Annotated in this window: 22 protein-coding genes and 1 tRNA gene; 8 read left to right on the forward strand and 15 right to left on the reverse strand. The window is 68.1% G+C overall.

Translation table 11 applies throughout. The features are described from left to right. Positions 1–27 precede the first annotated feature (27 nt). The 3 genes from CAL11_RS14370 to CAL11_RS14380 form a co-directional block, all read right to left on the reverse strand. A complete protein-coding gene (locus tag CAL11_RS14370; RefSeq protein WP_086093310.1) occupies positions 28–1,140 on the reverse strand; it encodes an Ldh family oxidoreductase in 1,113 nt (370 codons plus the stop codon). Positions 1,141–1,194: 54 nt separating this feature from the next. Continuing rightward, complete coding sequence (locus CAL11_RS14375; RefSeq protein WP_015064101.1) at positions 1,195–1,965, reverse strand: FadR/GntR family transcriptional regulator; 771 nt, start codon at positions 1,963–1,965, stop codon at positions 1,195–1,197. A gap of 62 nt (positions 1,966–2,027) precedes the next feature. After that, positions 2,028–2,945, reverse strand: a complete 918-nt coding sequence (locus CAL11_RS14380; RefSeq protein ID WP_086093311.1) for a dihydrodipicolinate synthase family protein — start codon at positions 2,943–2,945, stop codon at positions 2,028–2,030. Positions 2,946–3,260: 315 nt separating this feature from the next. Between CAL11_RS14380 and CAL11_RS14385 the strand changes: the two genes are divergently transcribed. From CAL11_RS14385 to CAL11_RS14400, 4 genes are all read left to right on the forward strand, one after another. Further along, entirely contained in the window at positions 3,261–4,232 is a 972-nt protein-coding gene (locus CAL11_RS14385; protein ID WP_068926648.1) for a Bug family tripartite tricarboxylate transporter substrate binding protein, read from the forward strand. Positions 4,233–4,334: 102 nt separating this feature from the next. Next, positions 4,335–5,288, forward strand: a complete 954-nt coding sequence (locus CAL11_RS14390; RefSeq protein ID WP_015064103.1) for a 2-hydroxyacid dehydrogenase — start codon at positions 4,335–4,337, stop codon at positions 5,286–5,288. A 146-nt stretch (positions 5,289–5,434) separates the two neighbouring features. Next, complete coding sequence (locus CAL11_RS14395) at positions 5,435–6,208, forward strand: SDR family oxidoreductase (RefSeq protein ID WP_015064104.1); 774 nt, start codon at positions 5,435–5,437, stop codon at positions 6,206–6,208. Positions 6,209–6,271: 63 nt separating this feature from the next. Further along, on the forward strand, positions 6,272–7,180 hold the full coding sequence (locus tag CAL11_RS14400) for a LysR family transcriptional regulator (protein WP_086093312.1): 909 nt from the start codon (positions 6,272–6,274) through the stop codon (positions 7,178–7,180). Between the two features lie 4 nt (positions 7,181–7,184). Here CAL11_RS14400 and CAL11_RS14405 read toward each other — a convergent pair whose 3' ends face one another. Then, positions 7,185–7,475: a DUF3579 domain-containing protein gene (locus CAL11_RS14405; protein ID WP_086094590.1), complete on the reverse strand. Its 291-nt coding sequence runs from the start codon at positions 7,473–7,475 to the stop codon at positions 7,185–7,187. Between the two features lie 212 nt (positions 7,476–7,687). Between CAL11_RS14405 and CAL11_RS14410 the strand changes: the two genes are divergently transcribed. From CAL11_RS14410 to argG, 3 genes are all read left to right on the forward strand, one after another. Next, the gene (locus tag CAL11_RS14410; RefSeq protein ID WP_015064106.1) at positions 7,688–8,869 is read left to right on the forward strand and encodes an aspartate aminotransferase family protein; all 1,182 of its coding nucleotides are present in this window, start codon (positions 7,688–7,690) and stop codon (positions 8,867–8,869) included. A 51-nt stretch (positions 8,870–8,920) separates the two neighbouring features. Then, positions 8,921–9,862, forward strand: a complete 942-nt coding sequence (gene argF / locus CAL11_RS14415; protein ID WP_015064107.1) for an ornithine carbamoyltransferase — start codon at positions 8,921–8,923, stop codon at positions 9,860–9,862. A 128-nt stretch (positions 9,863–9,990) separates the two neighbouring features. Continuing rightward, entirely contained in the window at positions 9,991–11,328 is a 1,338-nt protein-coding gene (argG, locus tag CAL11_RS14420; protein WP_033463594.1) for an argininosuccinate synthase, read from the forward strand. Between the two features lie 84 nt (positions 11,329–11,412). On the opposite strand, the gene CAL11_RS14425 is transcribed toward argG, so the two are convergent. The 6 genes from CAL11_RS14425 to CAL11_RS14450 all read right to left on the reverse strand — a co-directional run bounded on the left by CAL11_RS14425 (position 11,413) and on the right by CAL11_RS14450 (position 17,467). Then, the gene (locus tag CAL11_RS14425; RefSeq protein WP_086093313.1) at positions 11,413–13,323 is read right to left on the reverse strand and encodes a potassium transporter Kup; all 1,911 of its coding nucleotides are present in this window, start codon (positions 13,321–13,323) and stop codon (positions 11,413–11,415) included. Continuing rightward, complete coding sequence (locus tag CAL11_RS14430; protein WP_086093314.1) at positions 13,320–14,438, reverse strand: sensor histidine kinase; 1,119 nt, start codon at positions 14,436–14,438, stop codon at positions 13,320–13,322. Before CAL11_RS14430 ends, CAL11_RS14425 begins: the two co-directional genes overlap by 4 nt. Positions 14,439–14,493: 55 nt before the next feature. Continuing rightward, positions 14,494–15,165: a response regulator transcription factor gene (locus CAL11_RS14435; protein WP_003820363.1), complete on the reverse strand. Its 672-nt coding sequence runs from the start codon at positions 15,163–15,165 to the stop codon at positions 14,494–14,496. A gap of 82 nt (positions 15,166–15,247) precedes the next feature. Beyond that, positions 15,248–15,715 carry an ExbD/TolR family protein gene (locus CAL11_RS14440; protein WP_015064111.1) on the reverse strand — a complete coding sequence of 156 codons (468 nt, stop codon included), beginning with the start codon at positions 15,713–15,715 and terminating at the stop codon, positions 15,248–15,250. After that, positions 15,715–16,659 carry a MotA/TolQ/ExbB proton channel family protein gene (locus tag CAL11_RS14445; RefSeq protein ID WP_068926656.1) on the reverse strand — a complete coding sequence of 315 codons (945 nt, stop codon included), beginning with the start codon at positions 16,657–16,659 and terminating at the stop codon, positions 15,715–15,717. The genes CAL11_RS14440 and CAL11_RS14445 overlap by 1 nt, the downstream gene beginning before the upstream one ends. Position 16,660: 1 nt before the next feature. Next, on the reverse strand, positions 16,661–17,467 hold the full coding sequence (locus CAL11_RS14450) for an energy transducer TonB (protein WP_086093315.1): 807 nt from the start codon (positions 17,465–17,467) through the stop codon (positions 16,661–16,663). A 101-nt stretch (positions 17,468–17,568) separates the two neighbouring features. On the opposite strand from CAL11_RS14450, the gene CAL11_RS24380 reads away from it, so the two are divergent. Then, positions 17,569–17,784, forward strand: coding sequence for a hypothetical protein (locus tag CAL11_RS24380; protein ID WP_157668851.1), 216 nt, complete (start codon positions 17,569–17,571; stop codon positions 17,782–17,784). On the opposite strand, the gene CAL11_RS14455 is transcribed toward CAL11_RS24380, so the two are convergent. From CAL11_RS14455 to rlmB, 5 genes are all read right to left on the reverse strand, one after another. After that, positions 17,755–17,830 (reverse strand) — tRNA-Val (locus CAL11_RS14455). The two genes, CAL11_RS24380 and CAL11_RS14455, sit on opposite strands and share 30 nt — an antisense overlap. A 108-nt stretch (positions 17,831–17,938) precedes the next feature. Next, complete coding sequence (locus CAL11_RS14460; RefSeq protein ID WP_003812968.1) at positions 17,939–18,211, reverse strand: HU family DNA-binding protein; 273 nt, start codon at positions 18,209–18,211, stop codon at positions 17,939–17,941. Between the two features lie 321 nt (positions 18,212–18,532). Further along, a complete protein-coding gene (locus CAL11_RS14465; RefSeq protein WP_015064114.1) occupies positions 18,533–19,213 on the reverse strand; it encodes a Fe2+-dependent dioxygenase in 681 nt (226 codons plus the stop codon). A gap of 40 nt (positions 19,214–19,253) precedes the next feature. Next, positions 19,254–20,498, reverse strand: a complete 1,245-nt coding sequence (locus CAL11_RS14470) for a cystathionine gamma-synthase family protein (protein WP_086093316.1) — start codon at positions 20,496–20,498, stop codon at positions 19,254–19,256. A 53-nt stretch (positions 20,499–20,551) separates the two neighbouring features. Beyond that, positions 20,552–21,289, reverse strand: a complete 738-nt coding sequence (rlmB, locus tag CAL11_RS14475; protein ID WP_015064116.1) for a 23S rRNA (guanosine(2251)-2'-O)-methyltransferase RlmB — start codon at positions 21,287–21,289, stop codon at positions 20,552–20,554. Between the last annotated feature and the right edge of the window lie 75 nt (positions 21,290–21,364).

Genomic DNA, 21,364 nt, shown 5'->3' on the forward strand with positions numbered 1-21,364 from the left:
ATATGAATGCTCTTGTGCGCCGCCGGCTCAACCGGCATCCAGCACATACTCGGCGCCGCTGCGCTCGCAGATCCGCCGCAGCCGCTCGCGCAGCGCCGCCGCCAGCGGCACGCCGTCGCGCAAGCGCCGTGCGCGCTCGGCCGCCTCCGGGTCGCCGGGCACCAGCACCGGCTGGGCGGGGTCGGCCGCTGGCGTATCGTGCAGCGTGTCGATGAGGTCGTCCATCTCGGACTCGAACGAGCCGCCGGCGCGAAAGGCGTCCGGATCGAGCGCCAGGAAGAAATGCCCGACGTCATCCGGCTCGTCCGGCCCGCGCCGGGCCGCATGGCGTGCCGCCATCGCGCTGCCGCCCAGCGTGCCGCCCAACACCTGCGCCATGATGGCCAGGCCGTAGCCCTTGTGGCTGCTCATCTCGGCGGTGCCGCCCAATGGCGTGAGGCCGCCTTCGGGGCGCTCGAAGATGAATCGCATCGCGGCGGCGGAATCGGTCACGCCGGCGCCCGCCCCGTCCACCGCCCAGCCCGGCGGCAAGGGCTTGCGGTAGTAGTCGTACACCTTGACCTTGTTGGCGGCCACGGTAGTGGTGGCCATGTCGAGCAGCAACGCTTCGTTGTGGGCGGCGGGCGCGCCGAATGCGATCGGGTTGGTGCCCAGCATGGGCCGGGCGCCATGGGTGGGCACCATGATGAGCGTAGTGGCGCTGCTGGTCACCAGCGCCACGGCGCCGCGCCGCACCGCCAGGCGCGCGTAGACGCCGGCCGCGCCGAAATGATGCGAATTGCGCACCGACACCGCGCCCACGCCGTGCTCGAACGCCTTGTCGACCGCCATCCGCATGGCCTGCGCCGCCACCGGGTGGCCCAGGCCGCCCATGCCATCGAGCAAGGCGCTGGCCGTGCCATCGCGCACCAGGCGCGGCTGCGCGTCGATGCGCAGCGTGCCGGCGCGCAGCTTGTCTTCGTAGGAGGGCAGCATGGAAATGCCATGCGAGTCGATGCCCAGCAAATCGGTCTCGGCCATCAGGTCGGCCGTCACGCCGGCCGGCCCTTCGGGCATGCCCCACGCCCGCAGCACGCGGTCGATCTGCTCCCGCACCCGGCTTATCCCAACCTTGTCCGCCTCCATACCGCTTTCGGGCACCGCGCCTCTCCTCGCTGTGGTTGTGCAGGCCGGCCTATGCCGGGCCCTGCCGGGCTAGTCCTTGTCGCGATCCACCAGCCGGTGGCGCGCCTGGCCCAGGTGAAACTGCATGGCAATGCGCGCGCGCTCGGCGTCCTGCTCGCGGATGGCGCCCAGGATGGCGGCGTGCTCGTCGGCCACGCGTTGCGCGCGCTGGCGCGAACCGGTGCGCGTCAGGCTCAGGGTCAGGCGCATGAAGCCGCTGATCGACTCGTGTATGGTTTCCAGCACCCCGAGGTAGAAATCGTTGCCGCTGGCCTCGGCGATGCTGGCGTGGAAGGCCAGGTCGGCCTCGGGCGAGACGCGGCCGTGCTCCAGCTCCTCGACGAAGGCGGCATGCGCCTCGCCGATCTTGTGCAATTGCTCGTCGGTGCGCCGCAGGGCGGCCAGGCGGGCCGCATCGCCCTCCAGCGCCACGCGCACTTCCTGGGCGCGCAGGTAGGCTCCGACGTTCTGCACGTCGCTGAACGTCTTCAGGCGCGGCGCGGGCTGGTGGCTGACGAAGGTGCCCAGCCCCTGGTGCGCCGTCACCAGCCCGTCGGCGCGCAGCCGCAGCAAGGCCTCGCGCACCACCGGCCGCGACACGCCGAACTTCTCGCAGATTTCGTGCTCGGAGGGCAGCTTGTCGCCCACGTTCAGCCGCCCCGAGACGATCTGGTCGAAGATCTGCCCGTACAGCTGGTCGGCCAACCGCACGCGCTGGCCCCGCTCCAGGTGCAGGGCGACGACGCCGTCGGCGTCGACGGCGGCGGACTTGGCGGATTCTTGCTTGCGGGCCACGGGCACTCCTGACTGGTCACTGCGGTTGCGCCATCGTACGTCATCGCGCGGCGCGCCGCGCGCCGGCGCTATTGGCGATCGCCCGCCAGCAACGCGCGCGCCACCGGCGCCACGCGCTCGCGGTCGGCCGGGTCGAGCCCGCTCAGCAGCGGCAGCATGGGCCCCATATCGGCCACGCCGGCCAGCGTCACGGCATCGTGCAGTACGCGGATCGGGCTGATCCCGTCACGGCAATCCTCCAGCGGGATATAGGCGGCGCGAACCCGTTCGGCGGCCTCGAAATCGCCTTCGTGCAGCAGATGCAGCAGGCGCATCGAGCCGCGCGGCGCCACGCATACCGACCCCGAGGTGAAGCTGCGCAGCCCGAACTGGCGAAAGTGCACGATGGCCGGCCGCTCGCCGATGCCGCTGACGATCCAGCGCGGTTCGACCTCCTTGAGCAGCGCCTCGAGGTAGGGATCGCGCGCGGGGTCCTCGCGCACCACCGCGTACTTCAGCGCGGCGATGCGGCCCTCGCCGATCAGGCGCGCCACCGTGGCCGGCGCCAGATAGTCGGACGACTTGATGTAGACGACCGCCGGGCGGTCCATCGCGTCGCTGAAGCGGCGGATACCGTCGGCCAGCCCGGCGTCGGTGTACGGAAACGACATGGGCAGCAGCATGGCGGTGGGAAAGTCGCGCGTGCGCAGGATGGCGGCCTGGTCCATCAACTTGCCGTAGTCGGGGCCGGCCGACGGCAGCACCCAGGTATCGGGGCCGGCGGACTCGGCCAGGAAGTCCAGCAACCGCGCATATTCGCTGACCTGCACATGGTAGAAGTTGGCGTTGCCGCCGTACATCACGCTGCGCACCCCGCCCGCCTCCAGATGACGCAGCACCGCCTGGTTGGCGGCCGGATTGAGCGTGAAATCGGCGTGGCGCGCCAGCGGCGGCACGGCAATGACGGAGCGCTGCAGGTCATCAGGGGTAACCGGGGTGGTTTTCATGGGCACGGCTCCTGCAAAATCGACAGTTGTATATGTGTTGGCGCGAGATTTTTTAAAAGTATACTTGGTTGACAAGATAAATACTAATAAATATATTTGTCTAACAAGTAGCACGGCATGGCGGCTCCTCGTCGCGCCCTGGGCGACATGCCCCGGCAGTTCAAGGCTTTCATGGCCGACGCGGCCCGCAAGCGGGCCCGGGTCGGCCAGCAATCTGGCGCCAAGGTGGACTGACACCTGCCCAGGCAAACCGCGGCGGCCGATAGCGCGTGGCCGGTCGCCGCGCCATAAAACAACACGTGCGCTGGAGACATCGTGAACAAACTGAAATCGCTGCTGGCCGCCGCCGGCGTGGCCGCGTGCGCGGTGGGCGCCGCGCATGCTGCCCCATACCCCGACAAGCCGATCACCATGATCGTGCCCTTCGTACCGGGCGGCTCGTCCGATATCACGGCACGCGCCGTCACGCCCGGCATGAGCAAGATCCTGGGCCAGAGCTTCGTGGTCGAGAACAAGCCGGGCGCCAACAGCGCGATCGGCGCGCAGGCGCTGGCCCGCTCCACGCCCGATGGCTACACCATGATGGTGGGATCGATCGGCACGTTCGCCATCAATGAGGCCCTGTACAAGAAGCTGGCGTACAACCCCAGCAAGGACTTCTCGTACCTGACCCAGGCCGTACGCAATCCCAACGTGCTGGTGGCCCCGCCGTCGTTCCCGGCCAACACCGTGGCCGAGCTGATCGACTACGCCCGGAAGAATCCCGGCAAGGTCTCCTATGCGTCGTCGGGGACCGGGTCGTCCGACCACCTGTCGGCCATCCTGTTCCGCCAGCGCACCGACACCACCGGCGTGGACGTGCCGTACAAGGGCGGCGGCGCGGCCATCGCCGACCTGCTGGGCGCGCAGGTCAATGTGTCGTTCCAGAACCTCGGCGCGGTACAGACGCACATCAAGGGCGGCAAGCTCAAGGCGCTGGCCATCACCGGCGACAGGCGCGTCGGCGAATTGCCCGACGTGCCCACGCTGGCCGAGGCCGGCGTCAAGGACATGGTGGTCTATTCCTGGCAAGGCTTCGCCGTGCCCAAGGACACGCCGCCGGCCATCGTCAAGCAGCTGGCCGAGGCCTTGCGCACCACGCTGCGCGACCCGCAGGTCGAGAAGACCCTGCAGGGGCTGGGCTTCGAAGTGGTCGCCAACACGCCGGCCGAGTTCAGCCGCTTCCAGCAGGACGAAGTCAGGCGCTGGCGCGAGGTCATCGAAAAGGGCGGCATCCAGCTCGAATAGGCGCGCTCGCCCCGGCCTGCGGCGCGCTTTGGCGCACCGCAGCGCCCGGCCGGGGCAGAATCAAGTAGCATTTTCGCTTTGCCACCCTACGAATCAGACGACATGACCACCAAGCACCGCATCATCCAGGTAGGCTCCCTGGCCGGATCGCCGACGGCCAATCGGCGACTCGCCGACGAATACGATGTGCTCGAGCTGTGGCAGCAGGCCGACCGTGCCGCCGCGCTGGCCCAGCATGGCAAGGGCATCACCGCCCTGGTCACCTCGGCCAATTTCGGCGCGAACGCCGCGCTGATCGACGCGCTGCCCGATCTCAAGGCGATCTGCAGCTGGGGCGTGGGTTACGAAACCATCGACGTCGATGCGGCCCGCAAGCGCGGCGTGCTGGTCAGCAACACCCCGGACGTGCTCACCGACTGCGTGGCCGACCTGGCCTGGGGCCTGCTGATTTCGGGCGCCCGCCGCATGGCCCAGGGCGACCGCTTCGTGCGCGCCGGCCAATGGGGCCAGGTGCATGGCGGCATTCCGCTGGGCACGCGGGTCAGCGGCAAGAACCTGGGCATCATCGGCCTGGGCCGCATCGGCGAGGCCATCGCCCGGCGCGGCGACGGCTTCGACATGCAGGTGCGCTATCACAACCGCCGCCGGCGCGACGACGTCTCCTACGGCTACGAAAGCTCGCTGGCCGACCTGGCGCGCTGGGCCGATTTCCTGGTGGTCGCCACCGTGGGCGGCCCGGGCACCCGCCACCTGGTCAACCAGGAAGTGCTGGAAGCGCTGGGGCCCAAGGGCATCATCATCAACATCGCCCGCGGCCCGGTCATCGACGAAGCCGCGCTGGTGGCCGCGCTGCAGGCCGGCAAGCTGGGCGGCGCGGCGCTGGACGTGTTCGAGCACGAACCGTCGGTACCCGACGCGCTGAAAGCCAGCGATGACACCGTGCTGCTGCCGCACATCGGCAGCGCCACCTTCGAGACCCGCATGGCGATGGAAAACCTGATGCTGGACAACCTGGCCTCGTTCTTCAAGACCGGCGACGTCATCACCCCCGTATAGGACGCCCGCCCATTGCGCGCCAATCCCGCCCAATGAAGCGGCGATTGGCGCGCTTTCCTGGACAATCCATCCCGGCCCGCCCGGTTTATCGCCCGCGGCGCCGCGCCTAAGCTGGACGTTCCCCCGATTTCACACGGAGACGTTCCATGGCAGACCATTCCATCCAGGGCAAAGTCGCGCTCATCGCCGGCGGCGCCAAGAACCTCGGCGGCCTGATCGCCCGCGATCTGGCCGCCCACGGCGCACGCGCCATCGCCATCCACTACAACAGCCCGGCGTCCAAGGCCGACGCCGACGCCACGGTCGCCGCGCTGCAGGCCGCCGGCGCCCAGGCGGTGGCGCTGCGGGGCGACCTGACCACCGCGGCCGCGGTGGAGAAGCTGTATGCCGACGCGGTGGCCGCCGTCGGCCGGCCCGACATCGCCATCAACACCGTGGGCAAGGTGCTGAAGAAGCCGTTCTCCGAGATCAGCGAGGCCGAGTACGACGACATGGCCGCCGTCAACGCCAAATCGGCGTTCTTCTTCCTCAAGGAGGCCGGCCGCCACGTCAACGACCACGGCAAGATCGTGACGCTGGTCACCTCGCTGCTGGGCGCGTTCACGCCGTTCTATGCGGCCTACGCGGGCACGAAGGCGCCGGTGGAGCATTACACCCGGGCCGCGGCCAAGGAGTTCGGCGCGCGCGGCATCTCGGTCACGGCGGTGGGCCCGGGCCCGATGGACACGCCCTTTTTCTACGGCCAGGAAAGCCCCGAAGCAGTGGCCTATCACCAGGGCGCCGCGGCGCTCTCGGCCCACTCTCCCACCGGCCTGACGCACATCGAGGATGTCGTGCCATTCATCCGCCACCTGGTCAGCGACGGCTGGTGGATCACCGGCCAGACCTTGCTGATCAACGGCGGCTACACCACCAAATAAAGCGGCCGGGGCGGGAACGGCTATGCTTTCGGCTGCGCCTGGCGCATTCCGAAAGCGAGCCTCATGGACAGATTCGACCAATACCGTGTCTTCGCCCAAGTCGCGGAAATGGGCAGCTTCATCAAGGCGGCCCACGCGCTGGAGCTGCCGCGCGCCTCCGTATCCGCCGCGGTCCAGCAACTGGAGGCCCAGGTCGGCGCCCGGCTGCTGCACCGGACCACGCGCCAGGTGCGCCTGACGGCCGACGGCGCGCAGTTGCTGGAGCGGATCCGCCCCCTGCTGGCCGAGGTCGAGGACATCGACCAGTTGTTCCAGGCCAGCCAACGCCAGGCGGCCGGCAGGCTCAATGTCGACGTGCCCAGCCGCATCGCGCGGCGCCTGATCGCGCCCGCCCTGCCCGCCCTGCTGCGCCGCCATCCGCGCCTGCAACTGGCGCTGGGCTCGGGCGACCGCGCCATCGACCTGGTCCGCGAGGGCGTGGACTGCGCGGTGCGCATCGGCGTGCTGCACAGCAGCAGCCTGGTGGTGCGGCCGCTGGGCAGCCTTGCCCTGGTCAACTGCGCCAGCCCGGCCTATCTGCGCGAACACGGCGAACCCGGGCACCCCGGCGAACTGGCTGCCGGCCACTGGACGGTGGGCTACGCCAGCCCGCAGACCGGCCGCGCACTGCCCTGGGAATGCGCCACGCCCCGCGGCGAGACGAATCTCGTCGAGGCGGCCAGCCGGGTCGTCGTCAACAACGCCGAGAGCTACATCGCCTGTTGCCTGGCCGGCCTGGGGCTGATCCAGATCCCCCGCTACGACGTGCAGCACCTGCTCGACAGCGGACAACTGGTGGAGGTGATGCCGGACCAGCGCGCCGCCTCCATGCCGGTGGCGCTGCTCTATCCGCACCGGCGCCAGCGCTCGCGGCGGCTGGCCGTCTTCCTGGAGTGGTTCGAGGCGCTCATGCGGCCGCACCTCGAAGCCTGAACCATCAGGCTTCGCGCTCTTCCGTCCTGAGGTGGTTGTCGTGGGCGAAATCGACCACGAACTTGTACGCCAGCGGTTCGAGCTCGCGCAGGCGCTGGTCGACCACGACGCTGCGCACGCCGTCGATGACGACCGGCAGTACGTAGGGCGAGTAGGTAAGGTGGTTGCCGGCGCTGCCGGGCGGGCGGAACTGGGCCATGACGCCGGCCAGGCGCTCCGCCCAGTCGCTCGGGCGAAAACGGACACCGCTTTCGGTGACGCCGTGGATAACGAATTGTTTGACGCGAGTTGCCATGTGACCTTCACTGCGGGCTTCGCGCGCGGACGCCGGGATCGGCCGCGTCTCAAACATGCGACCCGCGCCGCGAATTGTATATGATTGATCTTTTGGCCCGCGCCCGCCCTCGGACAGGCGCCGGCCCACGACCGGCGTTTCGGCTGGCGGGCGCCGCCGGCTCACGCCGGCCCGCCGTGTTCCGCCCCCCATTTTTCGTGGAGAACCCCGCGATGTCCTCTGCCCTGGCCAACATCTACTCCCGCCTGCCGGTGTCCTTCACCCACGGCCGCGGGGTCTGGCTCTGGGACGCCGGCGAGCGGCGCTATCTCGACGCCCTGGCCGGCATCGGCGTCTCCTGCCTGGGACACGGCCATCCGGGATTGGTGGCGGCCATCTCCGAACAGGCCGCGCGGCTCATCCACACCTCCAATATCTACGAGGTCCCGCAACAGGCGGCCCTGGCGCGCCGCCTGGCCGAGCTGTCCGGCATGACCGAGGTGATCTTCAACAACAGCGGCTCGGAGGCCAACGAGGCGGCCATCAAGCTGGCGCGCTACTACGGCTACAAGCAAGGCAATACGCACGCCCACATCATCACCATGGATTCGTCCTGGCATGGCCGCACCCTGGCCACGCTGGCGGCCACGGGCAGCGACAAGGCCCGCCAGGGTTTCGGGCCCATGCCGTCGGGCTTCATCCAGGTGCCCTATAACGACCTGCCGGCCATCCGCGCCGCGGGCGAGGCCGAGCCGCGCGTGACCGCCGTGCTGCTGGAAGTCCTGCAGGGCGAAGGCGGCATCCGCCCCTCCGACATGGCGTTCCTGCAGGGGGTGCGGCAGTTGTGCACCGAACGCGGCTGGCTGCTCATGATCGACGAAGTGCAATCCGGGATCGGACGCACCGGCAAGTGGTTCGCCCACCAATGGGCCGATATCCGCCCCGACGTCATGACCCTGGCCAAGGGCCTGGCCGGCGGCGTGCCCATCGGCGCGATGCTGGCCGCCGGCCCCGCCGCCGGCGTGTTCGCGCCCGGCAGCCACGGCACCACCTTCGGCGGCGGCCCGCTGGCGTGCGCCGCCGGGCTGGCGGTCATCGATGCCATCGAGCAGGAAGGCCTGCTCGCCAATGCCCACAAGGTGGGCGCCCACCTGCATGCCGCGCTGGCCAGCGAACTGGCCGGCGTGCCCGGCGTCGTCGAGGTCCGCGGCCGCGGCCTGATGCTGGGCATCGAGCTGGACCGGCCCTGCGGCATCCTGGCCACCCGCGCCATGGAAGCCGGCCTGCTCATCAACGTGACGCGCGAACGCGTCGTCCGCCTGCTGCCTCCCCTGATACTCTCCGGGGAGGAAGCCGACCAGATCGTCCGGATCCTGGTGCCGCTGATCAAACAGTTCCTCGCTCAACAGCAATAATCAACAGCGCGCCGCGGCCATGAGCCCAGGCGCAAGACCTGCGACATCATCATGACTCCTCCCACGACCCAGAACGGCCCCTTGCGGCACTTCCTGCAATTCAAAGACTTCTCGCCCGCCGAGATCGCCTACGTGCTCGAACGCACCCGCATCATCAAGGACAAGTTCAAGCGCTACGAGCCGCACATGCCGCTGCACGACCGCACGCTGGCCATGGTGTTCGAGAAAGCCAGCACGCGTACCCGCGTCTCCTTCGAGGCCGGCATGTACCAGATGGGCGGCTCGGTCATCAACCTCACGTCCAACGACTCGCAGCTGGGCCGCTCCGAGCCCATCGAAGACACCGCGCGCGTGATTTCGCGCATGGTCGACATCGTCATGATCCGCACCTTCGAGCAGACCCGCATCGAGCGGTTCGCCTCGCATTCGCGCGTGCCGGTCATCAATGGCCTGACCAACGAATACCACCCGTGCCAGATCCTGGCCGACATCTTCACCTACATCGAACACCGCGGCCCCATCGCCGGCAAGACCGTGGCCTGGATCGGCGACGCCAACAACATGTCGTACACCTGGCTGCAGGCCGCCGAAATGCTGGGCTTCACGCTGCATGTGTCGACGCCCGCCGGCTACGAGCTGGATCCGGCCCGCATCGGCGCGCCGGCCGCCGGCGTGCTCAAGCAGTTCAAGGACCCGATGCAGGCCTGCCAGGGCGCGCACCTGGTGACCACCGACGTCTGGACCAGCATGGGCTACGAAGCCGAGAACGAAGAGCGCCGCGCCGCCTTCGCCGACTGGTGCGTGGACGCCGAGATGATGGCCGCCGCCGATCCGCAGGCCGTGTTCATGCACTGCCTGCCGGCGCACCGCGGCGAGGAAGTCACCGGCGAAGTCATCGACGGCCCCCAAAGCGTGGTCTGGGACGAGGCCGAGAACCGCCTGCACGTGCAGAAGGCGCTGATGGAATTCCTGCTGCTGGGCCAGATCGCCTGAGCCGGCGCCGGGCGCGGCGCCCCCGCGCCGCCCGGCTGCCCGCGCCCAAAAGCGCTAAAATGCCCCGTTAGACTTCTTGTTTGACGGCCCGTTGCTGTCAAAGTCCTGTTGGCGTTTCACCTCAAACAATGACTACTATTCTCCCGAACCTTCCTACCGGCCAGAAGGTCGGCATCGCCTTTTCCGGCGGCCTGGATACCAGCGCCGCGCTGCTGTGGATGCGCCAGAAAGGCGCCGTGCCCTACGCGTACACCGCAAACCTGGGCCAGCCCGACGAGCCGGATTACGATGAAATCCCCCGCCGCGCCATGCAATACGGCGCCGAAGCGGCCCGCCTGGTCGACTGTCGCGCGCAACTGGTCGCCGAAGGGATCGCCGCGCTGCAGGCCGGCGCCTTCCACATCTCGACCGCCGGCCTGACCTACTTCAACACCACGCCCATCGGCCGCGCCGTCACCGGCACCATGCTGGTGGCCGCCATGAAGGAAGACGGCGTCAACATCTGGGGCGACGGCAGCACGTTCAAGGGCAACGACATCGAGCGCTTCTACCGCTACGGCCTGCTGACCAACCCGGACCTGAAGATCTACAAGCCCTGGCTGGACCAGACCTTCATCGACGAACTGGGCGGCCGCGCGGAAATGTCCGAGTACATGCGCCAGGCCGGTTTCGACTACAAGATGTCGGCCGAGAAAGCCTACTCGACGGACTCCAACATGCTTGGCGCCACCCACGAAGCCAAGGACCTGGAGCACCTGAGCTCCGGCATCCGTATCGTGCAGCCCATCATGGGCGTGGCCTTCTGGCAGGACAGCGTGCAGATCAAGGCCGAGGAAGTGACGGTGCGCTTCGAGGAAGGCCAGCCGGTCGCCCTCAACGGCGTCGAATACGCCGACCCGGTCGAACTGCTGCTGGAAGCCAACCGCATCGGCGGCCGGCACGGCCTGGGCATGAGCGACCAGATCGAAAACCGCATCATCGAAGCCAAGAGCCGCGGCATCTACGAAGCCCCGGGCCTGGCGCTGCTGTTCATCGCCTACGAGCGCCTGGTCACCGGCATCCACAACGAAGACACCATCGAGCAGTACCGCGAGAACGGCCGCAAGCTGGGCCGCCTGCTGTACCAGGGCCGCTGGTTCGACCCGCAGGCCATCATGCTGCGCGAAACCGCGCAGCGCTGGGTCGCGCGCGCCATCACCGGCGAAGTCACGCTCGAGCTGCGCCGCGGCAACGACTACTCGCTGCTGAACACCGAATCGGCCAACCTGACGTACGCGCCGGAGCGGCTGTCCATGGAGAAGGTGGAAAACGCCCCCTTCACGCCGGCCGACCGCATCGGCCAGCTCACCATGCGCAATCTCGACATCGTCGATACCCGCGAAAAGCTGTTCACCTATGTCAAGACCGGCCTGCTGGCGCCTTCGGCCGGCTCGGCGCTGCCGCAGATCAAGGACGGCAAGAAGTAGGCGGCAACCGCTCGGGGGGTGCCTGTCCCGGTGAGGACAGGCACACGCTGCCGCAGGTGTCGCTCCCCATGCGTGGACAGGCGCCTACAGTTCCACCTGCATGCCCATCTCCACCACGCGGTTGGGCGGAATCTTGAAAAAACGGGTGCTGCGGGTGGCGTTGCGCGCCATGAACGCGAACAGCGCGCGGCGCCAGCGCGCCATGGCCGGCCGCCGCGCCGCCACCACGGTCTGGCGCGACAGGTAGAACGAGGTCCGCATCGGCTCGAGGTCGATCTCGGGATAGGCCTCGGCCACCTGGCGCAAGGCCTCGGGCACGTCCGGATCCTCCTTGAAACCGTAGTTGATGCTGGCTTGCCAGCTCGACGCGCTGACCTTGTGCATCTCGAAGCGCTCGTCGTCCGAGACATAGGGCACGTCGGCCACCCGGATCGACAGGAACAGCACATGATCGTGCAGCACCTTGTTGTGCTTGAGATTGTGCAGCAGCGCCGGCGGCACGTTGCCGGCGTTCATGGTCATGAAAATCGCCGTGCCCTGCACCCGCGCCGGCGGAAACGCCTCGAGCTGCGTCATGAACTCCCGCAAGGGCTGCCGGTCGCGCGCCTGCATGTCGGCCAGCAGGCGGCGGCCGCGCCGCCACGTCATCATGAGCGTGAACACCACTACGCCGACCAGCAGCGGCAGCCAGCCGCCCTCGTGGATCTTGAAGATATTGGCGCCGAACAGCAGGATGTCGATCGCAAGCAGCGCGCCCAGCAGCACCATCCACAGCGCCCGCTTGCCGCCGGTGGAGCCGCGCGGCAGCACCGCGAACGCCAGCACCGAAGTCGTCAGCATGGTTCCGGTCACGGCAAAGCCGTAGGCGGCGGCCAGGTTCTCGGAATTGCGAAACAGCAGCACCAGCACCAGCACGGCGCACAGCAGCAAGGCGTTGACCTGCGGCAGGTAGATCTGTCCCTTCTCGACCGCCGAAGTGTGCAGGATCTGCATGCGCGGCCAGAAACCCAGCTGCACGGCCTGCCGCGTCACCGAAAAGGCGCCGGAAATCACGGCCTGGGACGCCACCACGGTGGCCACCGTGGCCAGGCCGACCAGCGCCGCCAGCCCCCATTCGGGCGCCATCAGGAAAAACGGGTTGCGTATCGCCGCCGGGTCGCGCAGCAGCAAGGCGCCCTGGCCGAAATAGCACAGCGTCAGCGCCGGCAGCACCATGGCGAACCAGGCGCGCCGGATCGCCGGCCGCCCGAAATGCCCCATGTCCGCATACAGGGCCTCGGCGCCGGTCAGCGCCAGCACCACCGCGCCCAGCAGCAGGAAGCTCATCACCGGGAACTCGGCGATGAAGCGCAGCGCCCACACCGGGTTGAGCGCGGCCAGCACCTCCGGCGTCAACCAGACCTGGTACCCGCCCAATACCGCCAGCGTCGCGAACCACAGCGCCATGATGGGGCCGAACAGCTTGCCCACCGCGCCGGTGCCGTGCGACTGGATGGCAAACAGGGCCACCAGCACCACCAGCGCCACGGGCACCACCCAGGGCTCGAGCGTGTGCGACACGATGCTGATGCCTTCGAGCGCCGACAGGACCGAAATAGCCGGCGTGATCATGCTGTCGCCATAGAACAGCGCCGCGCCGAAAATGCCCAGCACGATCAGCAGCCAGCGCGCCCTGCCCTCGCGTCCGCGCACGGCCAGCTCCAGCAGCGCCAGCGTGCCGCCCTCGCCCCGGTTGTCGGCGCGCAGCACCAGCGTCACGTACTTGAGCGACACCACGATCATGAGCAGCCAGAACAGGATGGAAAGCACCCCCAGCACATGGGCCGGCTGCAGGTCGTCGATGGTGTTCAGGCAGGCGCGCAAGGTGTATAGCGGGCTGGTGCCGATGTCACCGTATACCACCCCCAGCGCCCCCAGCATCAATGCCATGCGCGACGACGGCGCGTGGATGGCGGTCTTGGCATCGCGGGGCGCGCCGGCGGCAGTGTGGGTCATGATGCTCGTTCTTGTCGGGTGAGTTGCGTACCGATGCGCGGGCCGGGAAAAACCACCGACAGCCGCGTGCCCGCATACTCGGGCCGGCTGGACAGCTTCCACCATGCGCCATGGGCGTGCGCGATCTCGCGCACGATCGCCAGCCCGAGGCCCGAGCCGCCGGCCTTGGCGTCCGGCGCGCGGTAGAAGGCCTCGAATACGCTGTCGCGCTCCTGCGGGCTGATGCCCGGGCCGTCGTCCTCGACGATCAGCGCCGGCGGATTGACGCCTATGGTCAGGCAGATGCGGCCGCGCGGCTTGCCGTAGCGCAGCGCGTTATCGATCAGGTTGCCCAGCATTTCGTCCAGCAGCAGCGGGTCGCCATCGATCCAGACCGGTTGCTCGGGCGCCACCAGGTCGATCTCGGCCTGGGCGGCGCGCACGCGCGGAATCCACTCGGCGCCGCTGGCGCGAACCCACTCGCACAGGTCCAGGCGAATGAAGCGGTCCTGCGGCCGCGCGTCGGGATCGGCGCGCGCCATCACCAGCAATTGCTGGCCCAGCCGGATCATGCGGTCGCTGACGGCCTTGATGCGCTCGGCGCGCATCCGCACGTCCTCGGGCAGGGGCCGCGCCAGCATCAGCTCGGACTCCAGGCGCAGCCCGCTCAGCGGCGTGCGCAGCTGGTGCGCGGCGTGCCCGATGAAGCGGCGCTGGGCCGCCAGCGATGCATCGAGGCGGCCCAGCAGGTCATTGATGTGCGTGACCAGCGGCGCGATCTCGGCCGGCAGGTCCGCCACTTCCATGGGCTGCATGTCGTCGATCGAGCGCTGGCGGATTTCCTCGGCCAGGTGATTGACCGAGCGCAGGCCCGAACGCACGCCGCGGATGATGACTCCGGTAAACAGCGCGATCAGGACGATCTGGCCCACCACCATCAGCCAGAAGAAGTCTTCCAGCATCCAGACCGACATGTCGATCTTGTGCGTGATCACCCAGGTCGCGGCCAGGTCCAGCAGCACCAGCAGCAGCACCGGCGGCATCAGGCGCAGCACGAGGTGGCGCGCCAGCGAGCCGCGCGGCAGCCTCCAGCCTACGGGATCGGGCGGCGGCGGCGTGGGGGGAAGGGAATTCATGGTCGGAAGGCTGGCGCCGGCATGCTCCGCGCCTGGGTCCGCCGGCCCGGGCCCATCACGCCGCTTCCACGTCCAGCATGTAGCCGAAGCCGCGCACCGTCTGGATGCTGGCGCCGGATCCCTCGAGCCGCTTGCGCAGGCGATAGACGTACACCTCGACGGCGTTCTCGCTGAAATCGGCATCCCAGGCCGACAGGGAGTTGACGATCTGGCGCTTGGTCACGACCCGGCCGGAACGCGCCATCAGCATCTCCAGCACGGACAGCTCGCGCACCGACAATGCCAGGCGCGTGCCGTTGGCGCGCACCTCGCGCCCGACGGTGTCGAACACCAGCGGGCCGACCTCGATCTGGGGTTGCGCCTGCCCGGACCGGCGGCGGCCCAGGGCGCGCACGCGCGCGGCCAGCTCGGGCAGGTCGAAAGGCTTGGTGACATAGTCGTCGGCGCCGGCGTCCAGGCCCGCCACGCGGTCGTCCAGGCCGTCGCGGGCGGTGAGGATAAGTACCGGAACCTGGTTGCCGTCCTGGCGCAATTGGCGCAGCACTTCGAGGCCGCTCATGCCGGGCAGGTTGAGGTCCAGCAGGAGGAGATCGTAGGGCTGGCCCGCCAGGGCCCCCAGGACCTTGTCGCCCTCGGTCAGCCAATCGACCGCATACCCCTGGTCGGCCAGGAACTCCTGGAGCGCATGGCCCAGGGTGGTGTCATCTTCGATTACGAGTACTCGCATTCCGCGATTCTAGCGCGATCCGGGCCGACGGCAAGGCCCGCGCCCGCGGCGCGGACACCCCGGGAGCGGGAGCCGTTGCCGGTCAGGGAGCCGCGGGTGCGGCCGATGCGCCTGCCTCGCCGGGCGCGCCCTGGGGCGCGGGGCTGGTGATGAAGCCGATGCGCGTCATGCCCGAACGGCGCGCCGACGCCATGACCTGGGCCAGCGTCTCGTAACGGGTGGCCTGGTCGGCGCGGATACGGATCTCGGCCTGCGGCTTGTCGCCGGCGATTGCCTTGAAGCGGTTGGGCAGGTCGTCGATGCTGACCGGCTTCTCGTCCCAGAACAACGCGCCGTTGGCGTCGATGGCCAGGTCGACCGTCTTGGGCTCTTCCTCGATCTGCTGGGCGCTGACCTGGGGAATGTTGATGCGGATCGAATGGGCCAGCAGCGGCGCCGTGATGATGAAAATCACCAGGAGCACCAGCATGACGTCGATCAGCGGCACCATGTTGATCTCCGACACGGTGTGGCTGCCCGAGCCCTTGTTGTCGAAGCTGCCGAAAGCCATTATTCGCTCCCCCGGCCATGCTGGCGGCGCAGGGCACGCACCTTGCCGTCGGACACGGCCACCTGCTGGCCGGTGGTCAGGAAGGCGAACAGATCATGCGCGAACGCATCCAGGCGCGACAGGAACACCCGGTTGTTGCGCACGAAGGCGTTGTACGCTAGCACCGCCGGAATGGCCACCGCCAGGCCCAGGCCAGTCATGATCAGGGCCTCGCCCACCGGGCCGGCGATGCGGTTGATGGTCACGCCATCGGACAGGCCGATGCCCACCAGCGCGTGATACACGCCCCACACCGTGCCGAACAGCCCCACGAACGGCGCGGTCGACCCCACCGAGGCCAGCACCGTCAGGCCGTTCTCCAGCTTGGCGGTCTCCTCGTCGATGACCTTGCGCATGGTGCGCGACACGAATTCGCCGTTCGAACCGCTTTCCTCCAGCTTGGTGGCGCCGAACTTGGCGTGGTGCTGCTGCGCGTGCATGGCATGGCTGGCCAGGTGCGAGAACGGGTCGCGCGCGCCGTGCGTGACGATTTCGTTCTCGACCTGTTCGAGCGAACTGGCATTCCAGAACTTGTTGAGGAAGTGCGCGGCGCGCTTGCGCATGCCCATGTTGCCCACCGCCTTGACCACGATCAGGTACCAGGTGACCAGCGACATGACGATCAGGATGACGAACAGCGTCTTGCCCACGAAGTCGCTTTGCGCGACGAAGTGCAGGAACCCCATGTCCGGCGTGGCCAGCGGCGCGGGCGGCACGGCGGGCGCCGCCGCGCTCAGGGCCTGGGCGGCCTGGTTGAGCGCTTCCGTGCCGGTCTGGGCGGCGGCGCCCGCGGCCTCGCCGGCCTGCTGGGCCAACGGCGCGGCAGCGGGCGCGCCCGGCGTGGCCGCCGCCGAGGGCGTGGCCGCTTGCGCCACCAGCGTGGCGGTGTTGATAGCGTTGGACATCTCAGTTCCTCATCACGAAATCGAACGGTAATTTGGCCTTGGCCGGATACGCCACGCCATTACGGGTAAGGGGTTTGAAGCGGGCCTTGCGCGCGGCGGCCAAGGCCGACTCGTCCAGGCGCGAAAAACCGGACGAGGTATCGATGCTGGCGCGGTCGACCAGGCCCTGGGTGCTGATTTCCACCAGCACCACCACCCGCCCTTCTTCACGCAGGCGCTTGGACGCCATGGGATAGACGGGCATGGGGCGCGCGCCCTGGTATTCGACGCTGGAGACCATGATGGGCTCGTCCGGCGGCGGCGCCTGGCGCGGCGCCTGCGTCACCTGCTGGGCGCCCTGAGGGGCGCCGGTGGGCGGCGTCTCGATCTTCTTGGGCTCCGGAGGCGCCTCGGGTCTGGGTTGCGGCTTGGGCTTGGGTTTCGGTTTGGGTTTCGGCTTGGGCTTGGGCGCCGGTTCGGGCGGCTTCTCGACCACGGGCTCGGGTTCGGGCTCGGGTTCGACCACCGGTTCGGGCTCCGGCTCCGGCTCGGGCTCGATCACCGGCTCGGGTTCGGGCTCGGGCGGAGTTTCCTCCACCGGCGTGGGCGGCTCGGGCGTGGGCTCGGCCTGCGCCAGCTGCGGCAGAGGCGCCTCGATGATGCTGACCATCACCGCCTCGGGCTCGAGCAATTCGGGGCGCTCCGTCTTGGACAGGAACACCGCGCCTATGACGGCGGCGTGCAGGGCAAGAACGGTAAATCCGGCACCCGCGCGCAGGGCAAGCGACGTATGCGATGAAAAAGACCGACCAGATTGGGGGCTAGGCATGAATCAGCCAGGTACATTGACAATTCAGCCGGACGGCATGCACGACGATGCGGGCATGCCTATCCGGCTATTCCGAATTCGCCACGATATATTAAATGCGAATGATTCGCAAGCTCTATTCGATCGCCAGAAACGAGAAATTCAACATGCCGCGAACACCTGCCGCGGCGCGCCCGGGCCGCGCCGAGCGCACAACAAAAAACCCCGCGCGGTGCGCCTGTGCGCCTTCGCCGGGGTTATCGCGCCTGCTTGCGCAGGATGGTGATATTGATTTGCTTCTTGATTCTTGGTGGGTGCTACAGGGGTCGAACCTGTGACCTACGCCTTGTAAGGGCGCCGCTCTACCAGCTGAGCTAAGCACCCCTTGCACCGCATTGCTGCCTCGGGGTCACTCAAGTAAATCGCGGGGCGCAGTATAGCGGACCCGGTTTTGTTAGGCAAATCGGCAGCGCCGATTTGCCTTTGCGTCCATCAGTTGACGGCGTCTTTCAGCGCCTTGCCCGGACGGAACTTCGGCACCTTGGCCTTTTTGATCTTGATCGTTTCACCGGTACGGGGATTGCGGCCAGTGCGTGCGGCGCGCGCGGACACGGCAAAAGTGCCGAAGCCCACCAGCGTGACCGTGCCGCCCTTCTTCAGGGTGGTCTTTACGGCACCGATCAGGGCGTCAAGCGAACGGCCGGCGGCGGCTTTCGAGATATCGGCCTTGCTGGCGATGTGATCGATGAGTTCGGTTTTGTTCATTCAGGTTTACCCCTCACAAGGTATTGGGTTTTCCAGACGCGCAGAGCAAGTAGACAGACAGGCGCCGGCAAACAGAGAACGGACGAGTGAAAAAAATTTTTCTTGCGCTGCAAAGCACAACTTTTTAAAGGCTGCGTCGCAGGTACTTCCAGGCACATGAAGCCAGGGAAGGAGCTGCGACGCAGAGCAGTATTAGGCCTTGGCCGGACGCGGCTGTCAAGAGAAAACAGCGCCCTAAGCCGCGCCAATACTAGCTTTTAGCGCTTTCCGCAATAAACAAAAACGCTACATGCAAACCTTTGCGCGCCCGCTTGCGCGGCATCAAGCGTCGGCCCAGCGGCGCAGCAGGTTGTGATAGACCCCGGTCAGCTGCACGATCGAAGCGTGGCCCGGCGTATCCTGATTCAGGCGCTGGATCGCCACGTCCATCTCCAGCAGCAGGCTGCGCTGGCTGTCTTCGCGCACCAGGCTTTGCAGCCAGAAAAAGGCGCTGATGCGCGCACCCCGCGTCACTGGCGTGACCTTGTGCAGGCTCGTGCCCGGATACAGCACCATGTGTCCGGCGGGCAGCTTGACCGCGCGCGGGCCGTAGGTGTCGTCGACGACCAGCTCGCCGCCGTCGTAGCTGTCCGGCTCGGAAAAGAACAGCGTCGCCGACAGGTCGGTGCGCACCCGCTCGGCCGTGCCCGGCACGGGGCGCAGCGCATTGTCGACGTGGTAGCCGAAGGCCTCGCCCCCTTCGTAGCGATTGAACAGCGGCGGAAAGATCTTGCGCGGCAAGGCCGCCGACATGAACAGGTTGTTCGCGGCCAGGCGCTGCAGGATGAGGCCGCCGAGCTCCTGAGCCAGCGGGTGCTGCTCGGACAGCTGGCGGTTGTGCTTGACCTGCGCCGACTGGTAGCCGGCCGTGACCTTGCCGTCGACCCAGTCGGCCGCCTCCAGGCGCCCACGGATCCGGGCGGCTTCGGCGGGGGTGAAGAGGTCGGCGATCTGAATCAGCATGATGGGACTCCGTGACGTGGGCGAGCTGCGCAGGCAGGCATCAAGGTTGCAGACAGCCGCGCAATGCCTGGTCGAAGTCGAACAGCAGGTCGGCCTCGTCCTCGATGCCTACCGACACACGGATCAGGCTGTCGGCGATGCCCATCTGCGCACGCTTTTCCGCCCCCATCTCGTAATAAATCGTATGCGCCGCCGGCAAGGCCAGGCTGCGCGTATCGCCCAGGTGCGTGGCCATCAGCACGATCCGCAGGCGGTTGAGGAAATCGAAACAATCGATGCCCTCGGCCAGCTCCACGCCCAGCAGGCCGCCATAGCGGCCATCGAACAGCTCGTTGGCGCGCTGGTGCTGCGCATGGCAGGACAGGCCCGGATAGTGCACCCGCGCCACGCCCGGATGGCCTTGCAGGAAAGTGGCCAGGGCCAGGGCGTTGGAGCAATGGCGCGCCATGCGCAGCGCCAGCGTTTCGGTGCCGATGGCGATACGGTGCGCCGGCTCGGCCGCCAGCGTGCCGCCCATGTCGCGCAGCCCTTTCTTCTTGATCTGGGTCAGCCCCCAGCCGGTGGGCGCTCCCTTGCGGTACGACTCGTAGATATTGGCGTACCCGCTCCAGTCGAACAGGCCGGTATCGGTCACCGCGCCACCCAGCGCATGGCCGTGGCCCGCGATGTACTTGGACAGCGAATTCATCACCAGCGAAGCGCCCACCTCGACCGGGCGGAACATCCACGGCGAGGTCAGCGTGTTGTCCACCACATAGACCAGGCCGCGCTCGCGGCACAACTCGCCCATCCCGGCCAGGTCGGCGATCTGGGTGCCGGGGTTGGCGATGGTCTCGGTGAATACCATGCGGGTATTCGGCCGCAGCGCGTCGCGCACCTGCCGGACGTCGGTGGCGTCGACCATGGTGACTTCCACGCCCAGTTCCATCAGCGTATTGAGCAGGCTGTTGGTGTTGCCGAAGACGTACTGGCTGGACACCAGATGGTCGCCGCGCCGCAGCAGCGTGGTGAAGATGGCCGCCAGCGCCGCCATGCCGGTGGCGAAGCTGACCGTGCTCTTGCCGGCTTCCATGCGCGTGATGCGCGCTTCCAGCGCCGTGGTGGTGGGCGTGCCCTGCCGCGCGTAGGTGAACCCGGCCTTGCCCTGGAACACCGCGGCCAGCTCGCGCGCATCCTCGTAGACGTACTCGGACGAAGGATGCATGGGTTTGTGCACGGCGCCGTGTTCGGCGGATTGATCGCGGTCGGAATGAACGATGGTGGTGGTGAAGCCGTTCTGGTGCATGGTGTCGGACGTTCGAAGAGGCGCGCGGCGCGACGGCGCGCCGCTGCAAGAGTTTACCCCTGGCGCTGGCGCACCGATTCGTAGAGGCAGACGGCGCTGGCCACGCTGACGTTCAGGCTCTCGACCGAGCCGAGCATGGGAATGCGCACCAGCTGATCGCAGGTCTCGCGCGTCAGCCGGCGCATCCCCTCGCCCTCGGCGCCCATGACCCACGCCATCGAACGGCGCGCATCCACCTGGTGCATGCTCTCGCCTGCCTGGTCGTCGGTGCCGACCAGCCAGACGTCGCGCTCCTTCAATTCGCGCATGGTGCGCGCGAGATTGGTCACGGTCAGGTAGGGAACGGTATCGGCCGCGCCGCAAGCCACGCGCTGCACGGTGGCGTTCAGGCCCACGGCGCGGTCGCGCGGCGCAATGACCGCGTGCACGCCGGCCGCGTCCGCCGTGCGCAGGCAGGCGCCCAGGTTGTGCGGGTCCGTCACGCCGTCCAGGATCAGCAGCAGCGCCGGCCCCTCGATCACCTCGAGCACCTCGTCGATGCCGACCGCCAGGCTGCGCTCCTCGGCCACCGCCACCACGCCCTGGTGCCGGGTGCCGCGCGCCAGCCCGTCGAGCCGCTCGGCCGCCACCGGATGCACGCGGCGGCCGGCCCGCTCGGCCTGCTCCAGGAACGTCTGCATGCGCTTGTCGCGCCGCGACGCCTCGACATAGATTTCCTTGATCGACTCGGGCGCGTGGCGCAAGCGCGCAACGACCGCGTGAAACCCCGCCAGAACTTGGGTCGACGCCATGAATGAATACCTTCGTGATTGAAACGTGAAACGCCGCCGGAAAGCGGCGGCGGGCCGGGCCCTGCGGCCCGGTCT

Origin of the sequence: Bordetella genomosp. 6 (assembly GCF_002119705.1) — a bacterium.
GTDB classification, from domain to species: Bacteria; Pseudomonadota; Gammaproteobacteria; order Burkholderiales; family Burkholderiaceae_B; genus Bordetella; species Bordetella bronchiseptica_F.

Coding starts and splice junctions, on each gene's coding strand:
- CAL11_RS14380 (WP_086093311.1), bottom strand. CDS start 2,945: ATGAAAACCACCCCGGTTACCCCTGATGACCTGCAGCGCTCCGTCATT.
- CAL11_RS14390 (WP_015064103.1), top strand. CDS start 4,335: ATGACCACCAAGCACCGCATCATCCAGGTAGGCTCCCTGGCCGGATCG.
- CAL11_RS14395 (WP_015064104.1), top strand. CDS start 5,435: ATGGCAGACCATTCCATCCAGGGCAAAGTCGCGCTCATCGCCGGCGGC.
- CAL11_RS14400 (WP_086093312.1), top strand. CDS start 6,272: ATGGACAGATTCGACCAATACCGTGTCTTCGCCCAAGTCGCGGAAATG.
- CAL11_RS14405 (WP_086094590.1), bottom strand. CDS start 7,475: ATGGCAACTCGCGTCAAACAATTCGTTATCCACGGCGTCACCGAAAGC.
- CAL11_RS14410 (WP_015064106.1), top strand. CDS start 7,688: ATGTCCTCTGCCCTGGCCAACATCTACTCCCGCCTGCCGGTGTCCTTC.
- argF (WP_015064107.1), top strand. CDS start 8,921: ATGACTCCTCCCACGACCCAGAACGGCCCCTTGCGGCACTTCCTGCAA.
- argG (WP_033463594.1), top strand. CDS start 9,991: ATGACTACTATTCTCCCGAACCTTCCTACCGGCCAGAAGGTCGGCATC.
- CAL11_RS14425 (WP_086093313.1), bottom strand. CDS start 13,323: ATGACCCACACTGCCGCCGGCGCGCCCCGCGATGCCAAGACCGCCATC.
- CAL11_RS14430 (WP_086093314.1), bottom strand. CDS start 14,438: ATGAATTCCCTTCCCCCCACGCCGCCGCCGCCCGATCCCGTAGGCTGG.
- CAL11_RS14435 (WP_003820363.1), bottom strand. CDS start 15,165: ATGCGAGTACTCGTAATCGAAGATGACACCACCCTGGGCCATGCGCTC.
- CAL11_RS14440 (WP_015064111.1), bottom strand. CDS start 15,715: ATGGCTTTCGGCAGCTTCGACAACAAGGGCTCGGGCAGCCACACCGTG.
- CAL11_RS14445 (WP_068926656.1), bottom strand. CDS start 16,659: ATGTCCAACGCTATCAACACCGCCACGCTGGTGGCGCAAGCGGCCACG.
- CAL11_RS14450 (WP_086093315.1), bottom strand. CDS start 17,467: ATGCCTAGCCCCCAATCTGGTCGGTCTTTTTCATCGCATACGTCGCTT.
- CAL11_RS24380 (WP_157668851.1), top strand. CDS start 17,569: ATGATTCGCAAGCTCTATTCGATCGCCAGAAACGAGAAATTCAACATG.
- CAL11_RS14460 (WP_003812968.1), bottom strand. CDS start 18,211: ATGAACAAAACCGAACTCATCGATCACATCGCCAGCAAGGCCGATATC.
- CAL11_RS14465 (WP_015064114.1), bottom strand. CDS start 19,213: ATGCTGATTCAGATCGCCGACCTCTTCACCCCCGCCGAAGCCGCCCGG.
- CAL11_RS14470 (WP_086093316.1), bottom strand. CDS start 20,498: ATGCACCAGAACGGCTTCACCACCACCATCGTTCATTCCGACCGCGAT.
- rlmB (WP_015064116.1), bottom strand. CDS start 21,289: ATGGCGTCGACCCAAGTTCTGGCGGGGTTTCACGCGGTCGTTGCGCGC.